Source organism: Paenibacillus sp. JJ-100, from assembly GCF_948329825.1.
Lineage (GTDB): Bacteria > Bacillota > Bacilli > Paenibacillales > Paenibacillaceae > Paenibacillus.
The window spans coordinates 181,194-202,449 of record NZ_CAOJCM010000007.1; the positions used below are offsets into that span (position 1 = coordinate 181,194).

A 21,256-nucleotide genomic window follows, 5' to 3' on the forward strand; every position below is an offset into this window, starting at 1 on the left:
CTCAACATTTCTACATAGGTCTTTTTGATGATGAGTCGTAAACACGGATTTGCTCGTAAAATTCTCTACTGCCTGTTAATCCTCCTGCTCACAATCAATGACCTGGCTTATGTAGGAGCTCAAAGTGCTACAGGTGATGTTTTCAAGGATATACGTTTTTCTTATGCGAATTATGAAATTAATCATTTGGCTCGTGAAAAGATCATCGAAGGATATAAGGATGGTACTTTTCGACCAGACAGACTGATTAATCGTGAAGAGTTCGGAACAATGGTAGGCCGGACCTTGGGACTTTTCACAATGAAGGACAAGCAAGTTACACCACGTAGAGTATCGCCTTGGGCTCAGCCTTGGGTTACCGCTATTATGGATGCTAACATTCCTAATCTTCTACCAAATAAAAGTTGGTTTGGTGCGAAGAACAGGATAACCCGGGAAGAAGCCATCATGTGGTATGTGCGTGTGTTAGGTGTAGGAGACAAGCTGGATAGCGTTAAAGATAAGCCTGACTTTAATGACTCAGATCTTATCTCGGATGAAGCTCAGTCTTCCATCTGGCTTGCTCAAAAACTAGGTTTGATTTACGGGGACCGGGATCAAAACTTTAATCCGCAAGCTTATTTGGATCGGCAAGGTGCTGCTGTAATAACTCATCGAGTCTATCAAAATATTGAAGAGTATAAAATAGATGCGTTAAAGTTGTTGCAGCTATTTGAACAGCCGCCGATTCCACCGGATCCACCAGATCCGTCAGGCCCGGTAACACCGGATCCACCAGATCCGACAGGCCCGGTAACACCGGATCCACCAGATCCGTCAGGCCCGGTAACACCGGATCCACCAGATCCGACAGGCCCGGTAACACCGGATCCACCAGATCCGACAGGCCCGGTAACACCGGATCCACCAGATCCGACAGGCCCGGTAACACCGGATCCACCAGATCCATCAGGCCCGGTAACACCGGATCCGATCCTTGTTCCTGTATCTGTAACGTTTGCTACCTATACTATACCGTCAGCCCAAGAAGCACTTGGGTCGAATTGGAGCATGGGTTACTCTCTTCTAGATGCAAGTGGGCAATACATCCCAGAACATCTTTTGCCTGGAGATTTGAAAATCGTCTTTTCGGACGACTTCAATATTTTAGGCACGGATGGGAATATAGCTAATGTTAATAACATTCCTTCATCTGGGTCTGTAATACAGGGTTTGGTTCGAATAACTTCAGTTCAAAAAGGGATTGATTTCAATCAAAGTTTTCAACTGATTGTTAATCCAACAGGCCCGGTAACACCGGATCCGATCCTTGTTCCTGTATCTGTAACGTTTGCTACCTATACTATACCGTCAGCCCAAGAAGCACTTGGGTCGAATTGGAAAATGGGTTACTCTCTTCTAGATGCAAGTGGGCAATACATCCCAGAACATCTTTTGCCTGGAGATTTGAAAATCGTCTTTTCGGACGACTTCAACATCTTAAGTAGGGATGGGAACATCGCTAATTTTTATAATATTCCTTCATCTGGGTCTGTAATACAGGGCTTGGTTCGAATAACTTCAGTTCAAAAAGGAATTGATTTCAGTCAAACTTTTCAACTGATTGTTGACCCGGTTGGAACGGGACAGCAATATATGGGGATTTCTATTTTACTGGAGGATACGGGTGCTCAAGCAACGACCATTGCCGAGATGGATGAGATCAGAAGTATGTTCTCTTCCATTGATCCTTCGTTGAAAGTGACATGGGCGATGGATAACCGTTTTGTTTTTGGGGAGAGTCAACGTCCACAATTACAACGACTTCTACAATATGTGGATACGTATGGTGATGAAGTGGGTATAGTTTCGGGTTATCCGAATAACAACTACTCCTTAACCCAGTGGGCGGACGAAATGAATTCTTGGATGTACATGTATCGCTATAACGCGTTTAATAACTTACATCAGGGTGGCACCAACGGTGACCCCTCGGTATGGAATAGTATTCCAGAACGGTACAGACCTAAATCATTGTCCACCCTTGCCGTTAATCCGGAACAAGCGTTGTGGTTGAAACAACATTTCCAGATCGACTCTTTCATGGGATGGGCAGCAACACAATACAATGTTGACCAGCTTTCAGCGGAAGGATCACCTTTAATGCCGTATTGGTCGAATATCAATAATCCAATGGTACCTGCCCAGTCTATGGCAGACAATAGTGGTCTTATCTTCATGAATGCTATAACGATAGATCCGATCGGATCACGTTACACTTCAGGTTCATCCCGTTGGACGATTCATCCTGCTGATCCTTATGTTGTAGAATCGAGTGCTCTTCCTCAATTACGCACGACCTCCAATTACATGAGTAATCCGTATCGTGATCAGAATACGCTGAATTACTTGTCACTGGTTATAGGTGCGAATTGGGTTATGCGAACACCAAATCTCAAGGATAATTTGTCGAAGTACATTCAGCAGTTTCCACGAGAAGCGGTAACTCAAGTTGTGGGTGTTCACCAGTTAGCCGAGGTCTACAAGCAACGTTCGGGAGGAAGCAACGATCATAGCAAATTCACGTTAATGTTTCGCGGAACAGGCTACACCACTGCACTTGGGGGGAATGAGTCCCCAGCTAATCTTCGTTATCTTTGGATGGAGACCAAAACAGAAAGAATTATCCTGTCCAAAGAAGATCAGGAGACGGAGTGGAATATTATCGATTTTACGGATTATTCCCGTACCCCGGTTCCGGTGCTGCCTTACACGCAAAATGGAGCTGCAGATGATATTAGCTATGTAACAGGAAGAAATTATAAATTAAATCCTACTGCACCACTAACTCCATCCGAGTTGGATCGAGTATATAGGAGGCTGCAATCGTTGAATTTTAACGAACCGGTAGCTCAACCATAGTTCGACTACGAGATGATTCATATCCAATAGCCTTTATCTTTGGCACGTCATAGTGCGGAAAGATAAAGGCTTTTTTGTTTTTCATCATTTTGGATAAAAAAACAGGAAATTTTGCACACTGTATATAGAGCCATAATTTGCATCCAGTGTAGAAGGAGGGCAACACGTATATGTTTCGCAAACAAGAGAAAACGCTCATCATTGTCTGTCTGGTAGCTGCTGTGGTCGTGCTGTATGCCGTGGTCAAAAGTATTATTCGCATTATGAGTTATTAGCGTGGTTTAGAAATAGAATGAATTTGCTGTTGTACATAACCGTAACGACACAACGATAACGATTACGCCGAAAGAGGAGTGTACCTATGTCATCTCTGGACCCTGTACTGCTCAGCCGGATCCTGACCGGTCTGACCTTGTTTGTGCATATCATATTTGCATCTATTGGCGTAGGCGTTCCGCTTATGATTGCTCTGGCTGAATGGCGAGGACTGCGTACCAATGATATTCATTACACACTACTGGCTCGGCGGTGGGCACGAGGTTTTGTAATTACAGTGGCCGTAGGAGTAGTTACCGGCACGTCCATCGGGTTACAGCTGAGCTTACTCTGGCCCATGTTTATGCGTGTTGCCGGTCAGGCGATCGCATTGCCGCTTTTTATGGAGACATTTGCTTTTTTCGTGGAAGCCATCTTTCTCGGGATTTACTTGTACACCTGGGATCGTTTCAAAAAGAAATACACGCACATGCTGCTGCTGATTCCGGTCGCTCTCGGCTCATCAGCTTCCGCGATCTTTATTACAACCGTGAACTCTTTCATGAACCAGCCGCAAGGCTTTACCTTGATTAACGGCATCATGAAAGATATCGATCCAATTGCAGCGATGTTGAACCCAGCGACACCGACTAAAGTCTCCCATGTGCTTGCTTCGTCCTATACCTTGAGCGCTGGTGTACTTGCAGGCATTGCAGCGTTCAGTCTGCTGCGTGGACGGACTCATGTGTATTACAAAAAAGCACTCAAGCTCACCACGGTATCTGCCCTGGTGTTTGCTATTAGCACCGTCATGATCGGTGACTCATCCGGGAAATTTCTGGCGAAATATCAGCCGGAGAAGCTGGCTGCCGCGGAGTGGCATTTCAAGACCATGAAAGAAGCGCCACTGATATACGGCGGTATATTGGACGAGAACAACGAGATCAAATATGCAATAGAGATCCCTTACGCACTCAGTATTTTGGCGGGCAATCGTCCCGATACTGAAGTGAAGGGACTGGAAGAGTACCCTGCGGACCTTAGACCGCCGCTATCGATCCATTACATGTTTGACCTTAAGGTTACAACAGGCGTCATCATCTTGATGATTCCGATTCTATACGTACTGCGACGTTGGTTACCAGGACGCAAGCCTTATCCGAAATGGCTCCTCCTAGGTATTGTATTCCTTGGCCCACTGGCGATGATTGCCATTGAGCTTGGGTGGATGTTTGCCGAGGTAGGCAGACAGCCCTGGATTTTGCGCGGGTATATGAAGGTGGCCGAAGCGGCGACGACATCCACCTCGGTCGGCTGGATGCTGATTCTATTTATCTTGCTGTACCTGGTGTTGTGTTTTTCATGTATTCGGGTCATCAGCAAGCTATTTCGTAATAAGGAAGCAGAGAAGGAACTCGATTCGCTCGGACTGGAAGGAGGCATCGTGCATTGAGTTATGAAATTGCAGGCATCGCCATACTGTGGACATTTCTGTTCGGTTATCTCATCGTAGCATCGATTGATTTCGGCGCAGGTTTTTTCAGTTTTTACAGCATATTAACCGGACATGAAAACAAAATTCATAACATCATTCAGCGCTACCTCTCCCCTGTGTGGGAAGTGACGAATGTGTTTCTTATTTTCTTCGTGGTGGGGCTGGTTGGATTCTATCCCGACAGCGCGTTTTATTACGGCACGGCCCTGCTTGTCCCGGGTTCCCTGGCAATTGTGCTGCTGGCAATCCGAGGCGTGTACTACGCGTATAATACCTACGGCAACCACGGTAAAAACAATAAAATCTACCTTGCGCTTTATGGCGCAACGGGATTACTGATCCCGGCCGTGTTCTCCACCATTTTGGCGATATCCGAGGGTGGAATTATTGAGCAGGTGGACGAAAAAGTTTTTTTTCGCTGGCGTGAATTTTTGACGAATCCCTATACATGGTCTGTGGTACTGCTAGCCTTGGTCAGTGTGCTGTATATCTCCGCGATGTTTCTGTCCTATTATGCGAAGCGTGCGGGGGACGAGACAGCTTTCGGAGTGCTTCGGGAATATGCATTGCTGTGGAGCTTGCCCACCATTTTTGCAAGTTTCCTTGCTTTTCTACAGATTAACAAACAAAACCCTGCTCATTTTGAGCAAATGGTCAATATGTCTTGGATGTTTATCGCATCTTTTATTTGTTTTGTTATCGCGGTGTCGCTCATATGGAAAGAGAAATATCTAGGCTGGTGTTTTATTGCAGTGATGCTGCAGTTTGCTTTTGCCTGGTATGGATATGGTCGCTCTCATCTGCCATACATTCTGTATCCATATATCAACATCTACGACAGCTTTACCAACCGAACGATGGGGATTGCACTAATTACGGCGTTTAGTCTGGGGCTGCTGGTACTGATTCCGTCTTTGATACTCATTATGAAGCTGTTCTTGTTCGATGCCAATTATGTGCGCGGTAACACTGGGAAAAAGAAAGGATGATTTCGCCATGCTTGTGACCATTTCGAGTGTCATGTACACGATATCTGTACTTCTCACAAGGCTATTATCAGTGCTGAGATCTGCTACACTAATGGGTACCCATCCAAGCTTCCATTTGCAGCCCCTGCTGGAGGAAGGGGTAAAAGGTATACCGGGAATCACAGGGCTCAGCTTCTTTGAGACCCTTACGATCATGTATGCTCCTCCACTTATTATAGTGGCTGCGGTTGTTTTTCTATTTATATATATGGCGGTGTACAAAAATCCAAAAGATTGATCACATTAGTGCTGGTGGTACGTCTCGCCGGGAACCGGGTAATTGGACGTTAAGAACTGAGGAAGGGAGGAGGCCCCTTCATGCCTAAAATCCGTTATAACAATATCGATAATGTGAGCACAGACAAAACACTGAAGGAGTTCAAACAGTGGAGAGAACAGCGCCGACGCAAAGTAAAGGACTACACCTTTAAAGTCCCCAAACATGATCCTGAACTGGATTATTTACATGCCAATCGGGAAGAAACCACGATAACGTGGATCGGACACTCAACCTTTTTCATTCAATATTATGGGTTAAATATCGTAACTGACCCGGTGTGGGCGGAGAAAATGGGATTTCAACGCAGGCTCGGTCCCCCTGGCATCCAAATTCAGGATATTCCGCCGCTTGACGTTATACTTATCTCTCATTCACACTATGATCACCTGCATCTGGCATCACTGCGTAAGTTGGTTACAGCGAAGACACTCCTGGTTGTACCGGACGGCCTGAGACGCAAAATGGTCCGTAAAGGATTCCATCGGTGTCAAGAGATGAAATGGTGGGGGCATCTGGTACTCGGTGGAGTCAAGATAACGTTTGTACCTGCTCAGCACTGGACACGCCGTACGTTGTTTGATACAAACACGTCCCATTGGGGTGGTTACGTACTGGAACCGAACCCTGTTAAACAGGGGGCTGAAGAAAGCGCTGCGGCGCTGGAAACCTCGGACAAGTCAGCTTCTGTTACTCCGGATTTACAGCAAGCAACTCGTGAGGAAATAGCAGCAGGCGATCCACCGATCCTTTATTTTGTTGGAGATACAGGGTATTTCAAGGAGTTCAAAACGATTGGTGAACGCTTTGACATTGATGTCACTCTGATGCCGATCGGAGCCTATGAGCCAGAATGGTTCATGACATCTCAGCATGTTACGCCAGAAGAGGCTTTGCAAGGTTTCGTGGAAACGGGTTCACAGCTCATGGTGCCTATGCATTATGGGACATTCAAGCTGGCGGACGACACACCCAAGGAAGCATTGGACAGGCTGGAGGCGGAACGTAAGCGGCTGGGTATCGCTAAGGAGCGGATCCGGGTGTTAGGGCACGGTGAGACACTGCGGATCCGGCATGAAAACGATGAGTAAGAATAGAAAAATTCCATAAATCTATACACGAACAGGGCTAACAAATGCCTGGCAGATATGATAAGCTAGGGATATACGTGCATGAACAGCATATTCACCTAAACTTTAATCCGTAAAAAGCGGCTGATTTTCGAATTTGCCGCTTCTTTGTGTTATAATATGGTGCCAGAATAGGCATCGGATATTGAATCCAAGATTCTTAGCAAGTTGCTATTCATGCAGTATGCAGATTAATCTATAAAGGATGGTATGCTTAATGATCAGTACAAGCGGCATCACGCTCCGCTACGGAAAACGTGCACTTTTTGAAGATGTGAATATTAAATTCACGCCAGGCAACTGTTACGGCCTGATCGGTGCAAACGGGGCCGGCAAATCAACGTTTCTCAAAATCTTGTCCGGCGAGATTGAAGCCAACTCGGGAGAGGTGCACATCACCCCGGGCGAACGTATGGCCGTTTTGAAGCAGAACCACTTTGAATATGATGAGTACCCGGTTCTAGAAACGGTTATTATGGGTCATGCTCGTCTGTATTCCATTATGAAAGAAAAGGATGCCTTGTATGCGAAGGCTGACTTTACGGAAGAAGACGGTTTGCGTGCAGGTGAACTCGAAGGTGAGTTTGCCGAGCTGAATGGCTGGGATGCAGAGCCGGATGCAGCAGCACTCCTGATTGGTCTCGGGATCGATCGCGACATGCATGACAAAAAAATGGTAGAGCTTAGCGGTAACGAGAAAGTCCGCGTATTGCTGGCACAAGCCTTGTTTGGCCGTCCAAACAACTTGCTTCTCGATGAGCCTACCAACCACTTGGATCTTGAATCCATTCAATGGCTTGAGAACTTCTTGATGGATTATGAAGGTACCGTAATTGTGGTATCCCATGACCGTCACTTCCTGAACAAAGTATGTACGCATATCGCGGACATCGACTTTGGTAAAATCCAGCTGTACGTAGGTAACTATGACTTCTGGTACGAGTCCAGCCAATTGGCGCTTGCGTTGCAGCGGGATGCCAACAAGAAAAAAGAAGAGAAGATCAAAGAATTGCAAGCCTTTATCCAACGTTTCTCCGCGAACGCTTCGAAGTCCAAACAGGCGACTTCCCGGAAAAAACAACTCGACAAAATTACGCTGGATGACCTTCGTCCATCGAACCGTAAATATCCGTTCATCAACTTCAAGCCTGAGCGTGAAGCGGGTAAACAATTGCTGACTGTGGATCGTCTAAGCAAAGCGGTTGAAGGCGAGAGCATGCTGAACGATATCAGCTTTGTGGTGAACAAAGGTGACAAAATTGCTTTTGTTGGTCCGAACGGAAATCCTAAATCCCTGCTGTTTGATGTGTTGATGGGTGAAACCGAAGCAGATAGCGGCGAATATACTTGGGGTGTAACGACAACACAGGCGTATTTCCCGAAAGATAACTCGAAATACTTCGATGGTGTAGAGATGACTCTGGTGGATTGGCTTCGTCAATACTCCAAAGATCAGGATGAAACGTATTTGCGTGGTTTCCTGGGTCGTATGCTGTTCTCCGGGGAAGAAGCTCTGAAGAAAGCAAATGTATTGTCAGGTGGAGAAAAAGTACGCTGTATGCTCGCTAAAATGATGCAGACTGGTGCGAACGTGCTCATTCTAGATGAGCCTACGAACCACTTGGACCTCGAATCCATTACTGCACTAAACAATGGTTTGATCGATTTTGATGGAACGATGCTGTTCACATCTCATGACCATCAGTTCATCCAAACGATTGCAAACCGTATTATTGAAATTACGCCTACAGGTCTTATCGATCGTCAGATGAGTTATGATGAGTATCTGGAAAGTGAAGAGATTAAAGAGCTTCGCAAAAAGATGTATCCCGTCGAAGCTTAATAATGATGTGGAATAAGATTCAACAAAAAACCGCAAGTCCTCCCATGGAGGGCCTGCGGTTTTTTCACATTGCTGATTTTGCAGTTCTAACTGATCCGGGATCCTAGGAACCGCCTGTACGACGACGCTGGTTGTTCGGCTTTTTGTTATTCTGACTTTTCATGGCTTTTGGACCGCCTTCAAAGTAAGCACCAGACGGGTTACTGGAATTTTGCTGCTCTTTCTTTTGGGCCAGCTTTTGACGAATTGCATCTTGCAGGCTGATTTTTTTCGGCTCTTTATTTTCGCTCATTGTATATCCCTCCCGGTCTTGCAATAAAGCCGTCCAATTTGGACGGGATGTACTCATTTTATACGTTTTATAAAAGCCTCACAAGGGCAACATGATAAAATGCCGCTTTTCTCGAGTTTTATCTAAGCCAACATTGTTTCCTGTGCACTACAGCTCTGCCTTCCTAAAACTTTGTTTCGGCTTGCCTACAGCCATGCTGCTTAACAACATTGTTTCTATAGACCCACACGACCTGTATTTGGTAGTATGAGGAAACCTTATTGGACATGTGAAAAGGAGTGTCGTCCGCTTGAACGCTTACGAAGAAATACGCAAAGGAGAGCGAGGAGCCTGGATCAGCATTGTGGCATACCTCGTGTTATCTGCTTTTAAACTTATCTGTGGATATTTGTTTAATTCCAGTGCTTTGCTCGCAGACGGGATTAATAATGCTACGGATATTGTGGCATCCGTTGCAGTACTGATTGGTCTGCGCATCTCGCAAAAACCACCAGATTCGGATCATGCCTATGGCCATTTTCGGGCAGAGACCATTGCAGCATTAATTGCATCATTTATTATGGCCGTCGTAGGACTTCAGGTATTGGTCGAGGCGGTTCGTTCCTGGTATGCGGGGGATTTCGCGGCTCCAAATCTCTGGGCAGCCGGTGTAGCGGTAATTTGTGCGGTGGTCATGTTGGGCGTTTATCGTTACAACTCCCGACTAGCCAAAAAGATTAATAGCCAAGCTTTGCTTGCGGCGGCCAAAGATAATCGATCCGATGCCTGGGTAAGTATAGGTGCTGCTATTGGTATTGTCGGCTCGCAGTTCGGACTTCCATGGCTGGATAAAGTGGCTGCTATTCTTGTAGGTCTGCTGATCTGCAAAACAGCTTGGGAAATTTTTCGGGACTCAACACATCTGCTTACCGATGGATTTGATCAAAAACAACTCACTGATTTGAGATCAGCTGTTGCCCGGGTACCAGGTGTAGAAATGATCAAGGATGTCAAGGCACGAGTTCATGGCAGCCATGTTCTGGTTGATGTGGTTATAGAAGTAGATGGGGGATTAACGCTGGTGGAAGGTCATGAAATCTGTAATCAGGTTGAGGAACGACTGAAACGATCGCATAATATTATGCATGTTCATGTGCATGTCGAGCCGCGAGCTGAAGAACCACGTAAGACATAAATTAAGTCCAGAGGGAGTTTCTACATCAAACATACGAAAAGAGGACAGACGCGCAACACGGCGTACTGTCCTCTTTACTTATGTTAAGAATGATTATACCCTATTATTGGATAGCAACGTGAACCCAGGCTTTGCCTTTCCAAGTGTACACTTCAACCCATTCTCCACCGTCGAATCCATCAACAACTTCACCTGTAGTGTCAATAACCTGTGCGCCAAGAGCTCCGATTGCTTTGCCATTCGGTGCGTCGTAGAACCAAGTGCGCTCCAACAAGTTGAGCAGCATCGTTGGCTTAACGACTTCGTCACCTGGTTTTACCAGTGGCTCATCAAACTTCACGTCAGGTGTTGCAGGTGTACTTCCATCTGCATTGTAGGTGCTGCCTGTTACGGTTTCTACCTTGCCTTCTACAGTCTCAACAACGGGTTTGTTTACTTCAACAGCAGGTGTTGTTGTCGTTGCTTCTGTGCTGGATGTTGGCGTAGTCACCGTACCATTAGCTGCTTCTTCTGCTCCTGCAGCAGCAGCCATAGAACCCACCAATGTTAATGCAGCGGCAAAACTTACGATTTTTTTCATTTGTTTTTCCTCCTTGGATAATATGTAGTATTGTTGCCCTGTGTTAAAAGTAACCAAGCAGGTTACCTATGAATCACAAATTATAACAATATTTTCTTTTATCCTCCAGAGTCAACGGACGCATCTGTGGGTATATAGAAAATCCTTAAAAATCATACTTCTGTGGTATAAAACAAGGCTGGCTATATAAAAAAAGTCCTGTTTTTTCAGGACTCTTCGATGGTTTATGATGGAATAAAGCAGAAGGGAGTGTAATACATAAATATAGAAAAATAGGCATATACACCTGTATATGAACGCACAAAAGCCGACGTGCCCAGAGGCTCCATCGGCTTTCGTATGTAATTCTCAGATGATATTCATTTAGATATCAACACGTTATCGCATTCGGCTTCGTCCCGTAATAAGAGAGATGATGAAAAGGACAACAAAGATGAAGAATAGTACTTTGGCAATGGAAGCAGCTGCTTCAACAATTCCAAAAAATCCGAAGATTCCAGCAACCAGTGCAATAACCAGGAAAATGACAGACCATTTTAACATGAGAATTCATCCTTTCGTGTTATAGTTTATGGCGTGAGGTGTTCTGCCTCACTGTCTTGTGTAGTCTAACCTTAACCGAGTGTAAATGACTTGAAACATGGTGTTTTTCTCTACTTCTATACTTCACTGGATAACTATTTTCTTTTGTTTCGCCCGAGAAAGGCTCGGGTAACTATAGCAATAACAAAACCGAATGCAAACATGGAAAGAGAGGTTTTTTTATGATCTATCAAATCAGCGTAGCCCTGATTGCAGTGGCGTTTGCAGTACTCGTTTTCTTTTTGATTCGTACATTGAAATCGGCTCAGAGCTCACTGGACAATGTGTCCCAGACCCTTCAAGAAGTACAAAAGACCATTGATGAGCTCAGTTACGAAGTGAAACAGACAGTAAGGCATGCGAATGATATCACTGCGGATGTGCAGCACAAAATGAAGAAAATTGATCCAGTGATGGAATCGGTTGAGAATTTGGGAGAAGTGCTAAGTGAAGTGACCGCAGCAGCCAAGCAGGTGTCCACTACACTGATGACCCGATTTCAGACGAGACAATCCAAGGCAGCTAAAACCCCAGAGTCCAATCAGGTAACAGCTCCACCTGCAACACAAGCGGAGCGCACAGTGCAATCCTACAAAGCTACATATCAAGATAAAGCTAAGGGGGGCAAGGACTGGATGAATTATATTGATATTGCGGCTAATATCTGGCAACGGATGCGTAAATAACATGACCGTATTCTGAATTCTGGTGAAGTCTTCAGAGCGGTGATGAACTTGATGAAAGGGTGAGAATCATGATGAAACTATTGCTAGTGACGATGTTTAGCGTAATTTCTCCCTTTTCCGTTCAACCGGCAGCAACCCCTGCTGCTCACGACATGCAATGGACGGTAATGGAGGAGCAGATGCCAGTACTGAATTTGGCTACTGATCATCCCGAGACGTTCGAGCACTTTCGGACTCTGAATGGCGTTTCACTGGAGAGTGGAAAGCACGAGTTATTTAATAAAATGGGCGAGCCGATTGATATTAAAAAAGATCCTTATCTGGGATGCCCAGAATATCAGTTTCAAAATGTGCATGTTGGGGTATGTGAAGATACAGACATTATTCAATATGTACATGTCGATGGTTCACATGATTACTTGAATTTGAATGGCAAGTCTATCCCGATGCATATCGAACCTATTCACCAAGCGCTGGGCGAACCTTATTATGTTGCGGAGGATGGCGAAGTGTACATTCGTGGCACGTATGCTATCAAAGTGTATATGAGACCGGGTTCCAGTGAGATCGAAGGTGTTGATTTATTTGATGCTACAGTGACTTGAATCAAATGATTGCTACTTGCGTTTCAACGTATCACCCTAGGGTTATATACTATAGGAGCTCGATATAGAAGATTAAATCAGAGGAGAGTGGAAACGATGAATTCAACCAACGAAAAGGCTTTTGCCAAAGTGGTAGAAAACGGAGTTCAAGCAGTAGAAGCGGTGAAAGAATTGCAGGCTACTGGATACTTAGCTGATCATATCTTCGTGCTTGCCCATGAGAAGGATCGTACTGATCGCATTGCTGATACGGCAGATGCTAAAGAGATTGGCATCAAGGAGGAAGGGTTGTTTGATTCCATGGCCAATCTGTTCCGTTCACGCGGAGATGAACTTCGGGCCAAGATTGTATCGATGGGCTTTACAGAAGCTGAAGCTGATTTTTACGAGAGTGAGCTGGATAAAGGCAAAGTAATGGTGATTGCCAAAAAGATAGACTGACATTCAAAGCTTGTAATCGGGTACTACACTGAGGTTAACGCCCCCGGTGAACCCGAAAAGGCTTAATCAAAAACATAGATAAGGAATGGGGTTAACCCCATTCCTTATCTATGTTTTTGCAAGTTCTAGACTAGGTATGATGTTAGGGCTGCAACGAACGATGCAAGAACAGATCAGCAACAAATCAAGAACAAATCAACAACGATAATATATTGAAGGGGAACCACCTTTATGGTGTTATTTTCAGATAGTTCTTTTTTGGTTTTTTCATTATAGTTATACTAGTAATTGTTATGTCTACTGTCTCTCAGAATGCAAAATTTGTATAAATAAGGTTGTTCGTTGATAGATACTAATCGACAAACCCGGACGCCAAAGATAAGGAGATAGAAATGAGAATACTTATTGTTGACGACAATCCGACTAATGTTATTATCATTCGAGAAATTTTGAAGAAAGAAAATTATCGTGATATTGTGACAGCAAGTTCAGCTATAGATATGTTCGAAATATTGGGGATCGGTGAAGAGAACAGCGTACTGCGTCCCAAACCGTCGGATATTGATCTGATTCTGCTGGATATGATGATGCCTGAGATGGATGGAATTGAAGCCTGCAGTATTGTCCAAAAGTACGATAATTTGAAAGACATCCCCATCATTATGGTGACTGCCATAGGTGATTCCAAGAAGCTGGCCGAAGCACTCGATGCGGGGGCATCTGATTATGTGACGAAGCCGATTAACAAAGTGGAATTGATGGCTCGAATTCGGCTGGCATTACGTCTGAAACAGGAGAAAGACTGGCACAAGGAGCGTGACCAGCGGATTCAGGATGAGCTGAAACTTGCAGCGATGGTGCAAAGTGCTGTGCTTAGTGATCCGATCGAAGATCCATTGTTCCAAGTACATGCCATCTATAAGCCATCCTTTGAGCTGGCAGGCGATCTCTACTCCTGGTTTCCACTTGGTGAAGGACGGTACGGCGTACTACTTCTCGATATGATGGGGCATGGCATATCTTCTTCCTTATTCACGATGTTTATTGCATCCGTTCTCAAAGATACGGTAACAACGTATGTAGATCCGGAGAAAGTTATTCAGGAGCTGAATCGTCGTTTTAATCAGCTGCAACTGGGAAAACAGCTGGTGCAGTATTACTTTACGGCAATCTATTTAGTTGTGGACACACGAATGAAACGTATTGATTATGTAAACGCAGGGCATCCTCCGGCTCTATTCTTCCGTAATGATGGTAGCGTGACGTCATTTGACAGCGTATGCTGCCCTGTAGGCTTGTTCGACAAAATGGATATCGAGCCTCAGACCATTCATTACGAGGGCGATGGACACATTGCCATCTATACAGATGGTTTGCTTGAAGCCGTTCAGGGTGACCAGGAGCAGCAGATCGAGTTCTTGAAAGAACAATTAAAAGGCTCCCATGCATGGAACGAAGAAGCGATGCAAAAGTTGTTTTTTGATGACGAATTGAATCCGGAACGGGACGATGATAAATGTCTGGTGTGGATTACATTGGATAGAGGGGCGGTAACAGAATGAAAATCAGGAATAAACTGCTGATTGGTTTCACCGCCTTGATGGCAATTATGATCATCCTCACCTTTGTGAGTTATGAACGGCTGAACAGCAGTAATGAACGGATTGATCAGATTTATGAAGAACGCTATCTTAAGGTACGTTTTACATCGTCAACACGTGGGGAAGTCAATGATATTGCCAAAGTGCTGGCTAACTTGTTACTTAACCCGAACAATTCGATCAGTTCGGCTAAAACTGATGTGAACAAGATGAAGGAACAAGGTGTCCGTTATTTGGAGGAAGTAAGGAAAAGGGCAGATACCGCTTCCGAGCATCAACTCGTCGATCGTGTGAATAATGCGTGGGATGCTTATACGAGTTATGCCACAAGAATAATTAGTTTGATGGCCCAGAATCGAGTGGAGGATGCAAATAACTATCGTAATTCCACCGGGCTTGCCGTTCAGAAGGAAGCAGTGGACAGCTTGAATGCATTGTCTCGTTACCAGGATCAAGAGATTGACACCGAGATCAAAGATGCTCATGCCGCCTATACCAGGGCAGTTCAGATGACGATCATTATTATGACCACTGGATTATTACTTGCCTTGGGAATCATTCTGTGGGTGCTTCCAAGCATTACGCGTGGGTTGAATACAGTATCAATGATGATTACGAGTTTTGGCAAAGGGCGATATAAAACGATCCGCCGAATTCAAATTAAGTCGACCGATGAGATCGGTCAGATAGCTACCGTTTTCAAAGAAGTCTCTAATGATCTGGAAGAAAAGATGGAGATCGAGAAAGCATATGTGCAGGCTCAACAGGATCAGAATTGGATGAGTTCCAACATTGCAAGAGTGCCAGAACTCCTCCGGGGAATCGGCTCCATTCGTCAAATCTCTCAGATGTTTATTAGTGAATTCACACCTGTTCTAGGTGCTCAATTGGGCGTCGTATATCTGATTGATGAAGAAAAACATCCGGATGAATTGAGACGTTACGGTTCATATGCATTTGAAGAGAATGGAGAGCTTGGCAAAGAGGTGTACCGGATCGGAGAAGGACTGATTGGTCAAGCTGCACTCGATATGAATCCGATTGTGATGGACCATACACCTGATGAATATGTGAGCATCGGTTCTGCTTCAGGTTCGGGACGGGCTGCGAGCATTATGATCTATCCAGTTGTGTTTGAAGATGAATTGATCGGTGTCGTCGAGCTGGCTTCTTTCGAAGTTTTTAGTGAGATACAAAAGCAATTATTTGGTCAACTGATTTCCAATTTAGGCGTCGTTCTTAATAACGTTCGCCGGCGTCTTCGTGTGGAGGAGCTGTTGCGTGAATCCCAGGCTCTGACCGAGGAATTGCAGGTGCAATCGGAGGAATTGCAGACACAACAAGAAGAACTGCGCCGCTCCAATGAGAATCTGGAAGAACAGACCGATGCACTTAAACGTTCTGAGGAACTGCTGCAACGCCAGCAGGAGGAACTGGAGCATTTTAACACAGAGTTGATCGCTAAGACGCGGGCGCTTGAGGAACAGGTGCGCGAAGTGGAAGAGAAAAATGACGAAATCGAGAAAACAAAGACACAATTGGAACAACAAGCGATGCAATTGTCGATGACCAGCAAGTACAAGTCTGAATTCTTGGCAAATATGTCGCATGAACTGCGAACGCCTCTCAACAGTTTGCTCATATTGTCTCAGTTATTGTCGGAGAACAAGGAGGGTAACCTCAGCAGCAAACAACAAGAGTATGCTCAAACCATCTATATGTCGGGTGCAGACTTGCTGAAGATGATTGATGAAATTTTGGACCTGTCCAAAGTGGACGCGGGCAAGATGGACATCAACTATGAGACTGTTCGAATGGATGAGTTGACTCATTTTGTCACCCAGAACTTTAGCCCAATGGCTAACAAGAAGGAACTGGATCTGAATATTCGTTTTGACAGCTCACTGCCTGAATGGATCTATACGGACAGTCATCGGGTCAAGCAAATTTTACGTAATCTATTGTCGAACGCATTCAAATTCACGAATCGGGGCTCAGTGAGTCTGATTGCACGGCGTATGAAGCCAGAGGAATTGCCTGGATATCTGAATACGAATCAGGAATACCTCGGATTCAGCATCAAAGATACAGGGATTGGCATTCCGTCCGACAAAACCGATCTGATCTTTGAAGCATTCCAACAGGTAGACGGAACAACTAGTCGAAAATATGGCGGTACGGGACTCGGCTTGTCGATTAGCCGCGAACTGGCTCGGTTACTTGGCGGGGCAATACATGTGGAATCCTCAGAAGGGGTGGGAAGTACCTTCACATTATTCCTTCCAGATAACCATGAAGAAGCTGAACGTGCAGAGGAAGTAGCAGCTAGAGAAGCTGCGGTATCTTCTGAACAACAACAAGAACTTCAAGAGCAGCAACCAGTTACGAAGCTTGTTCGTCCGGCCCAACAGACCATTCTTGCACCAGACCCGGAACGAGGTCGTTTGACGGAAGTACCTTCTGCACGCAGTCCAGAGATCAGCCGGATTGAAGATGACCTTCATCTGATCCAGGAAGGTGACAAGACACTGTTGATCATTGAGGATGATGTGAAATTTGCTCAAATTCTAATGGATATGGCTAGAGGGCGAGGGTTTAAGGCGTTAGTTGCTCTTCAAGGGGATACCGGACTGGAGATGGCTCGTGAGCACTTGCCTGATGCGATCATACTAGACATCCAGCTGCCTGTTATAGATGGATGGACGATCCTGGGTGAATTGAAGAGCAGTTCAGTAACACGTCATATTCCAGTGCATGTCATCTCGGTTGTAGATGATATGAAACAAGGGTTGATGATGGGTGCCATTGCGTATCTTAAAAAGCCATCTAGCAAAGAAGCATTGGACAAAGCGTTCTCTCAAATTAAATCCTATACAGAAAATCAGTTGAAACGATTGCTCATTGTGGAAGACGATGAGATTCAGCGTAAAGCCATCATTGAGTTGATTGGTCATGATGATGTTGTTATTACAGCCGTATCTACAGGTCAGGAGGCGCTGAATGAATTGCACAGCCAGCGTTATGACTGCATGGTGCTGGACTTAATGCTGACAGATATGACTGGTTTCGAGATGCTGGACCAGATTCGTGATGATGAGTATTTGAATGATCTGCCTATTATCATTTATACGGGGAAAGAACTGGATTCAAAGGAAGAGATGAAGCTTCGAAAATATGCAGAATCGATCATTATTAAAGACGTGAAGTCACCAGAGCGTCTGCTCGACGAAACGACGCTGTTCCTGCATCGGGTAGAAGCTAACCTGCCCGAGGATAAACGCCGTATTTTGCAGAAGCTGCATAATAAAGAAACCTTGTTTGAAGGCAAAAAGATACTGCTTGTTGATGATGATATACGAAATGTGTTTGCATTATCCAGTGTGCTTGAAGGGTACCGTATGGATGTTACGTTTGCCGAGAACGGACGCGAGGCTCTGGAAGCACTAGAGAAAAATCCGGAATTCGATCTGGTGCTGATGGATATGATGATGCCAGAGATGGACGGTTACGAAGCGATGACACGGATCAGACAGAACCCGAAATTCGAGAAGTTGCCGATTATTGCGCTCACAGCCAAGGCGATGAAAGAGGATCGCGGGAAGTGTATTGAGGCCGGAGCTTCCGATTATGTAAAAAAACCGATCCAAACGGATCAATTGTTATCATTAATGCGGGTTTGGCTGTATTCGTAGGTGTGTTGTTTGGGTAATGAAGGACAATAACGAATACGCAAGTAACCAATGATGAAGTGGAGAGAAGTTATGACATCGTGGGAACCTAACGAGACGGGAGCAGATCCGATCCGTATACCGCAAGAAGAAGAGCGTGAACTGATCGAGATTCAATTGCTGCTGGAAGGAATGCATCGACTATATGGGTATGACTTCAGAAATTATGCGTTGCCATCCCTGAGACGTAGAATATGGCACTATGCACATGCGGAAGGGGTGAAGAGCATATCTGGGCTGCAGGAAAAGGTACTGCACAATCGTTCATCATTTGAACGATTTGTACAAAATCTGTCCATTCCTGTAACGGAAATGTTCCGTGACCCATCCCTTTTTCGTATGTTTCGAGAAAAGATCATTCCTATTCTGAGAACCTATCCGTATATACGGATATGGCATGCCGGCTGCTCTACGGGCGAAGAAGTGTATTCTATGGCGATTATGCTGCATGAGGAAGGGCTATATGACAAGGCCCGAATCTATGCAACGGACATGAATGACCGCTCATTACAACAAGCCAAAGAAGGCGTGTACGGTATTGAGAAAATGAAGTTATTCACGACAAACTATTTGGAAGCAGGGGGCACAAAAGCCTTCTCTGAATACTATACTGCAAAGTATAATTCGGTTATATTTCACCCGTTTCTTCAAAAAAATATTATTTTTGCTGAACATAACTTGGCAACAGACCGGTCATTTAATGAGTTTAATGTTATTTTCTGCCGCAATGTAATGATATATTTCAATGATGAACTGCGGAACCACGTGCACGGGCTGTTTCATGAGAGCTTGAGTCACTTCGGCATACTTGTTCTGGGGGCGAAAGAATCCATTCATTTTACAGAATATAGTGATGCCTATGAGCCATTAGACCGGACCGAAAAAATATACCGGAAGATTAAATAGGGGGTTAGGCTTAGTTATGGGGCTCAATGAACCAATTCACATATTGTTGGTAGATGACCGCCCTGAGAACTTGCTTGCGCTCGAAGCAGTTCTGGAATCAGAGCAGTACAAACTCGTCAAAGCAAATTCCGGAGAAGAGGCGCTCCGTTGTCTGCTAAAAGATGAATTTGCGGTCATAGTACTCGATGTGCAGATGCCTGGAATGGATGGGATTGAGACAGCCAAATTAATCAAGGCAAGAGATAAATCCAAGGATGTACCGATCATCTTCATTTCGGCGAATAGCAGAGAGGCCGAGCATCTGTTTGCGGGTTATTCAGCAGGAGCCATTGATTATATGGTTAAACCGTTTATACCCCAGATTTTGAAGTCCAAAATTGAGGGTTTTGTGGAGATGTTTATCTCGAATAAAAGACTGAAGACACAGACGATGCTGCTCCATCAGAAGACGCAGGAACTGGAAAAGATGAATCAGCAACTGATGCAGGCTAAAGAAGAAGCCGAGATCGCTGCTAACGCCAAAACCGAGTTTTTGGCCATGATGAGCCACGAAATTCGTACCCCGATGAATGGAGTCATTGGTATGGTGGATCTGTTGATGGAAACCGAGCTGAAGGAAGATCAAAAGGAGTACGTAGATATTGTTCGTCGCAGTGCTGATGCACTCGTTACGGTGATCAATGACATTCTGGACTTTACCAAGATGGAATCTGGCAAAATGGAGCTGGAAGAGCATCCTTTCGAACTCGTTTCTTGCATAAAGGAAGTACTGGGCTTGTTCGCCGCAGAAGCGGGTAAGAAAAATCTGGAGCTGGACTATTTCCTTGAAGATTGCGTACCTGAATTAATCTATGGGGATATGGCACGCCTTCGTCAAGTGTTACTTAATTTAATTGCCAACGCCGTGAAGTTTACAGACCATGGTGGTGTATATCTGATTGTATCCGTAAATGAAGAAAAGGATGGAGAGATGTCTTTGGAGTTTGCTGTCAAAGATACGGGAATAGGCATTGCTGCAGAAAAAGTGGATCGCCTATTCCAACCGTTCTCTCAGCTAGATACGTCCATGACACGAAAATATGGCGGAACGGGTCTTGGCCTTGCCATCTGTAAAACGCTGGTGGAGATGATGGGCGGGCAGATTTATCTGGACACATCGGAAAAGCGAGGAGCTACCTTTGTATTTACCATTCAGGCCAAGCGTTATATTGAGAAAGAATTGGTGCAAGGCAATGGCGAAGAGAAGTTAACGAGTGTACAAACTGAGGATAAACATCCTACGGTTCTAATCGTAGATGATCATCCCATCAATCAGAAGTTGATGGCGATTATGCTGCACAAGTTGGGGTTTCTATCGGATATTGCAGAAGATGGTCAGAAAGCACTGGACATGGTGTTGAAGAGCTCGTCATCGTATGACTTTATTTTTATGGATCTACAGATGCCAGTGATGGATGGTTTGGAATGTACAAGGCGCATACGAGAGAGCGTACCTCAGAAGCGTCAGCCTGTCATTATAGCTATGACGGCTAACGTAATGGAAGGTATACAGCAACGCTGTACGGCAGCGGGGATGGATGATTATATCAGCAAGCCTGTGAAGATGGGCAGTGTGAAACAGAAGCTTGCCCATTTCCAGAAGAAGCGTCAGGTCGTTAATCCAGGTGCTTCAGCGATGGATCAGGCCAATTGAAACGTTTACCAGTTATGTTTCCTGTTTCACTTGTGGGTA

At 45.0% G+C, this 21,256-nt stretch carries 17 protein-coding genes; 14 read left to right on the forward strand and 3 right to left on the reverse strand.

All coding sequences use genetic code 11. The features are described 5' to 3' along the window. Positions 1-27: 27 nt before the first annotated feature. The 6 genes from PQG66_RS21620 to PQG66_RS21645 all read left to right on the forward strand — a co-directional run bounded on the left by PQG66_RS21620 (position 28) and on the right by PQG66_RS21645 (position 8,929). Positions 28-2,901, forward strand: coding sequence for an S-layer homology domain-containing protein (locus PQG66_RS21620; protein ID WP_272039893.1), 2,874 nt, complete (start codon positions 28-30; stop codon positions 2,899-2,901). 361 nt (positions 2,902-3,262) lie between these two features. Next, positions 3,263-4,609, forward strand: coding sequence for a cytochrome ubiquinol oxidase subunit I (locus PQG66_RS21625; protein ID WP_272039894.1), 1,347 nt, complete (start codon positions 3,263-3,265; stop codon positions 4,607-4,609). Beyond that, positions 4,606-5,640, forward strand: coding sequence for a cytochrome d ubiquinol oxidase subunit II (locus PQG66_RS21630; RefSeq protein WP_272039895.1), 1,035 nt, complete (start codon positions 4,606-4,608; stop codon positions 5,638-5,640). Before PQG66_RS21625 ends, PQG66_RS21630 begins: the two co-directional genes overlap by 4 nt. 7 nt (positions 5,641-5,647) lie before the next feature. Then, the gene (cydS, locus tag PQG66_RS21635; RefSeq protein WP_272039897.1) at positions 5,648-5,917 is read left to right on the forward strand and encodes a cytochrome bd oxidase small subunit CydS; all 270 of its coding nucleotides are present in this window, start codon (positions 5,648-5,650) and stop codon (positions 5,915-5,917) included. Positions 5,918-5,997: 80 nt separating this feature from the next. Next, a complete protein-coding gene (locus PQG66_RS21640) occupies positions 5,998-7,047 on the forward strand; it encodes an MBL fold metallo-hydrolase (protein ID WP_272039898.1) in 1,050 nt (349 codons plus the stop codon). A 256-nt stretch (positions 7,048-7,303) separates the two neighbouring features. Next, on the forward strand, positions 7,304-8,929 hold the full coding sequence (locus tag PQG66_RS21645) for an ABC-F family ATP-binding cassette domain-containing protein (protein WP_272039899.1): 1,626 nt from the start codon (positions 7,304-7,306) through the stop codon (positions 8,927-8,929). A 103-nt stretch (positions 8,930-9,032) separates the two neighbouring features. Here the strand turns inward: PQG66_RS21645 and PQG66_RS21650 are convergent, their stop codons facing one another. Continuing rightward, positions 9,033-9,221: a hypothetical protein gene (locus PQG66_RS21650; protein WP_272039900.1), complete on the reverse strand. Its 189-nt coding sequence runs from the start codon at positions 9,219-9,221 to the stop codon at positions 9,033-9,035. A gap of 289 nt (positions 9,222-9,510) precedes the next feature. On the opposite strand from PQG66_RS21650, the gene PQG66_RS21655 reads away from it, so the two are divergent. Next, complete coding sequence (locus tag PQG66_RS21655) at positions 9,511-10,395, forward strand: cation diffusion facilitator family transporter (protein ID WP_272039901.1); 885 nt, start codon at positions 9,511-9,513, stop codon at positions 10,393-10,395. A 103-nt stretch (positions 10,396-10,498) separates the two neighbouring features. Here PQG66_RS21655 and PQG66_RS21660 read toward each other — a convergent pair whose 3' ends face one another. Then, positions 10,499-10,975 (reverse strand): hypothetical protein, encoded by a 477-nt coding sequence (locus PQG66_RS21660; RefSeq protein WP_272039902.1) that lies wholly within the window; start codon positions 10,973-10,975, stop codon positions 10,499-10,501. Between the two features lie 378 nt (positions 10,976-11,353). Then, positions 11,354-11,518, reverse strand: a complete 165-nt coding sequence (locus tag PQG66_RS21665; protein WP_272039903.1) for a DUF1328 domain-containing protein — start codon at positions 11,516-11,518, stop codon at positions 11,354-11,356. Between the two features lie 221 nt (positions 11,519-11,739). On the opposite strand from PQG66_RS21665, the gene PQG66_RS21670 reads away from it, so the two are divergent. The 7 genes from PQG66_RS21670 (at position 11,740) to PQG66_RS21700 (ending at position 21,217) form a co-directional block, all read left to right on the forward strand. Beyond that, positions 11,740-12,243: a DUF948 domain-containing protein gene (locus PQG66_RS21670; protein WP_272039904.1), complete on the forward strand. Its 504-nt coding sequence runs from the start codon at positions 11,740-11,742 to the stop codon at positions 12,241-12,243. Positions 12,244-12,311: 68 nt separating this feature from the next. Further along, positions 12,312-12,848 carry a hypothetical protein gene (locus PQG66_RS21675; protein WP_272039905.1) on the forward strand — a complete coding sequence of 179 codons (537 nt, stop codon included), beginning with the start codon at positions 12,312-12,314 and terminating at the stop codon, positions 12,846-12,848. Positions 12,849-12,944: 96 nt separating this feature from the next. Further along, positions 12,945-13,289 carry a general stress protein gene (locus PQG66_RS21680; RefSeq protein ID WP_272039906.1) on the forward strand — a complete coding sequence of 115 codons (345 nt, stop codon included), beginning with the start codon at positions 12,945-12,947 and terminating at the stop codon, positions 13,287-13,289. Between the two features lie 392 nt (positions 13,290-13,681). Next, on the forward strand, positions 13,682-14,851 hold the full coding sequence (locus PQG66_RS21685; protein ID WP_272039907.1) for a PP2C family protein-serine/threonine phosphatase: 1,170 nt from the start codon (positions 13,682-13,684) through the stop codon (positions 14,849-14,851). Beyond that, the gene (locus tag PQG66_RS21690; RefSeq protein ID WP_272039908.1) at positions 14,848-18,582 is read left to right on the forward strand and encodes a response regulator; all 3,735 of its coding nucleotides are present in this window, start codon (positions 14,848-14,850) and stop codon (positions 18,580-18,582) included. Before PQG66_RS21685 ends, PQG66_RS21690 begins: the two co-directional genes overlap by 4 nt. Before the next feature lie 69 nt (positions 18,583-18,651). Continuing rightward, the gene (locus tag PQG66_RS21695; RefSeq protein ID WP_272039909.1) at positions 18,652-19,524 is read left to right on the forward strand and encodes a CheR family methyltransferase; all 873 of its coding nucleotides are present in this window, start codon (positions 18,652-18,654) and stop codon (positions 19,522-19,524) included. Positions 19,525-19,540: 16 nt separating this feature from the next. Further along, on the forward strand, positions 19,541-21,217 hold the full coding sequence (locus PQG66_RS21700) for a response regulator (protein ID WP_272039910.1): 1,677 nt from the start codon (positions 19,541-19,543) through the stop codon (positions 21,215-21,217). Positions 21,218-21,256 lie beyond the last annotated feature (39 nt).

Excerpts from the sequence above, each read along its gene's own strand:
- PQG66_RS21620 (WP_272039893.1), top strand. The coding sequence starts at position 28 with ATGATGAGTCGTAAACACGGATTTGCTCGTAAAATTCTCTACTGCCTG.
- PQG66_RS21625 (WP_272039894.1), top strand. The coding sequence starts at position 3,263 with ATGTCATCTCTGGACCCTGTACTGCTCAGCCGGATCCTGACCGGTCTG.
- cydS (WP_272039897.1), top strand. The coding sequence starts at position 5,648 with ATGCTTGTGACCATTTCGAGTGTCATGTACACGATATCTGTACTTCTC.
- PQG66_RS21640 (WP_272039898.1), top strand. The coding sequence starts at position 5,998 with ATGCCTAAAATCCGTTATAACAATATCGATAATGTGAGCACAGACAAA.
- PQG66_RS21645 (WP_272039899.1), top strand. The coding sequence starts at position 7,304 with ATGATCAGTACAAGCGGCATCACGCTCCGCTACGGAAAACGTGCACTT.
- PQG66_RS21650 (WP_272039900.1), bottom strand. The coding sequence starts at position 9,221 with ATGAGCGAAAATAAAGAGCCGAAAAAAATCAGCCTGCAAGATGCAATT.
- PQG66_RS21660 (WP_272039902.1), bottom strand. The coding sequence starts at position 10,975 with ATGAAAAAAATCGTAAGTTTTGCCGCTGCATTAACATTGGTGGGTTCT.
- PQG66_RS21665 (WP_272039903.1), bottom strand. The coding sequence starts at position 11,518 with ATGTTAAAATGGTCTGTCATTTTCCTGGTTATTGCACTGGTTGCTGGA.
- PQG66_RS21670 (WP_272039904.1), top strand. The coding sequence starts at position 11,740 with ATGATCTATCAAATCAGCGTAGCCCTGATTGCAGTGGCGTTTGCAGTA.
- PQG66_RS21675 (WP_272039905.1), top strand. The coding sequence starts at position 12,312 with ATGATGAAACTATTGCTAGTGACGATGTTTAGCGTAATTTCTCCCTTT.
- PQG66_RS21680 (WP_272039906.1), top strand. The coding sequence starts at position 12,945 with ATGAATTCAACCAACGAAAAGGCTTTTGCCAAAGTGGTAGAAAACGGA.
- PQG66_RS21685 (WP_272039907.1), top strand. The coding sequence starts at position 13,682 with ATGAGAATACTTATTGTTGACGACAATCCGACTAATGTTATTATCATT.
- PQG66_RS21690 (WP_272039908.1), top strand. The coding sequence starts at position 14,848 with ATGAAAATCAGGAATAAACTGCTGATTGGTTTCACCGCCTTGATGGCA.
- PQG66_RS21695 (WP_272039909.1), top strand. The coding sequence starts at position 18,652 with ATGACATCGTGGGAACCTAACGAGACGGGAGCAGATCCGATCCGTATA.
- PQG66_RS21700 (WP_272039910.1), top strand. The coding sequence starts at position 19,541 with ATGGGGCTCAATGAACCAATTCACATATTGTTGGTAGATGACCGCCCT.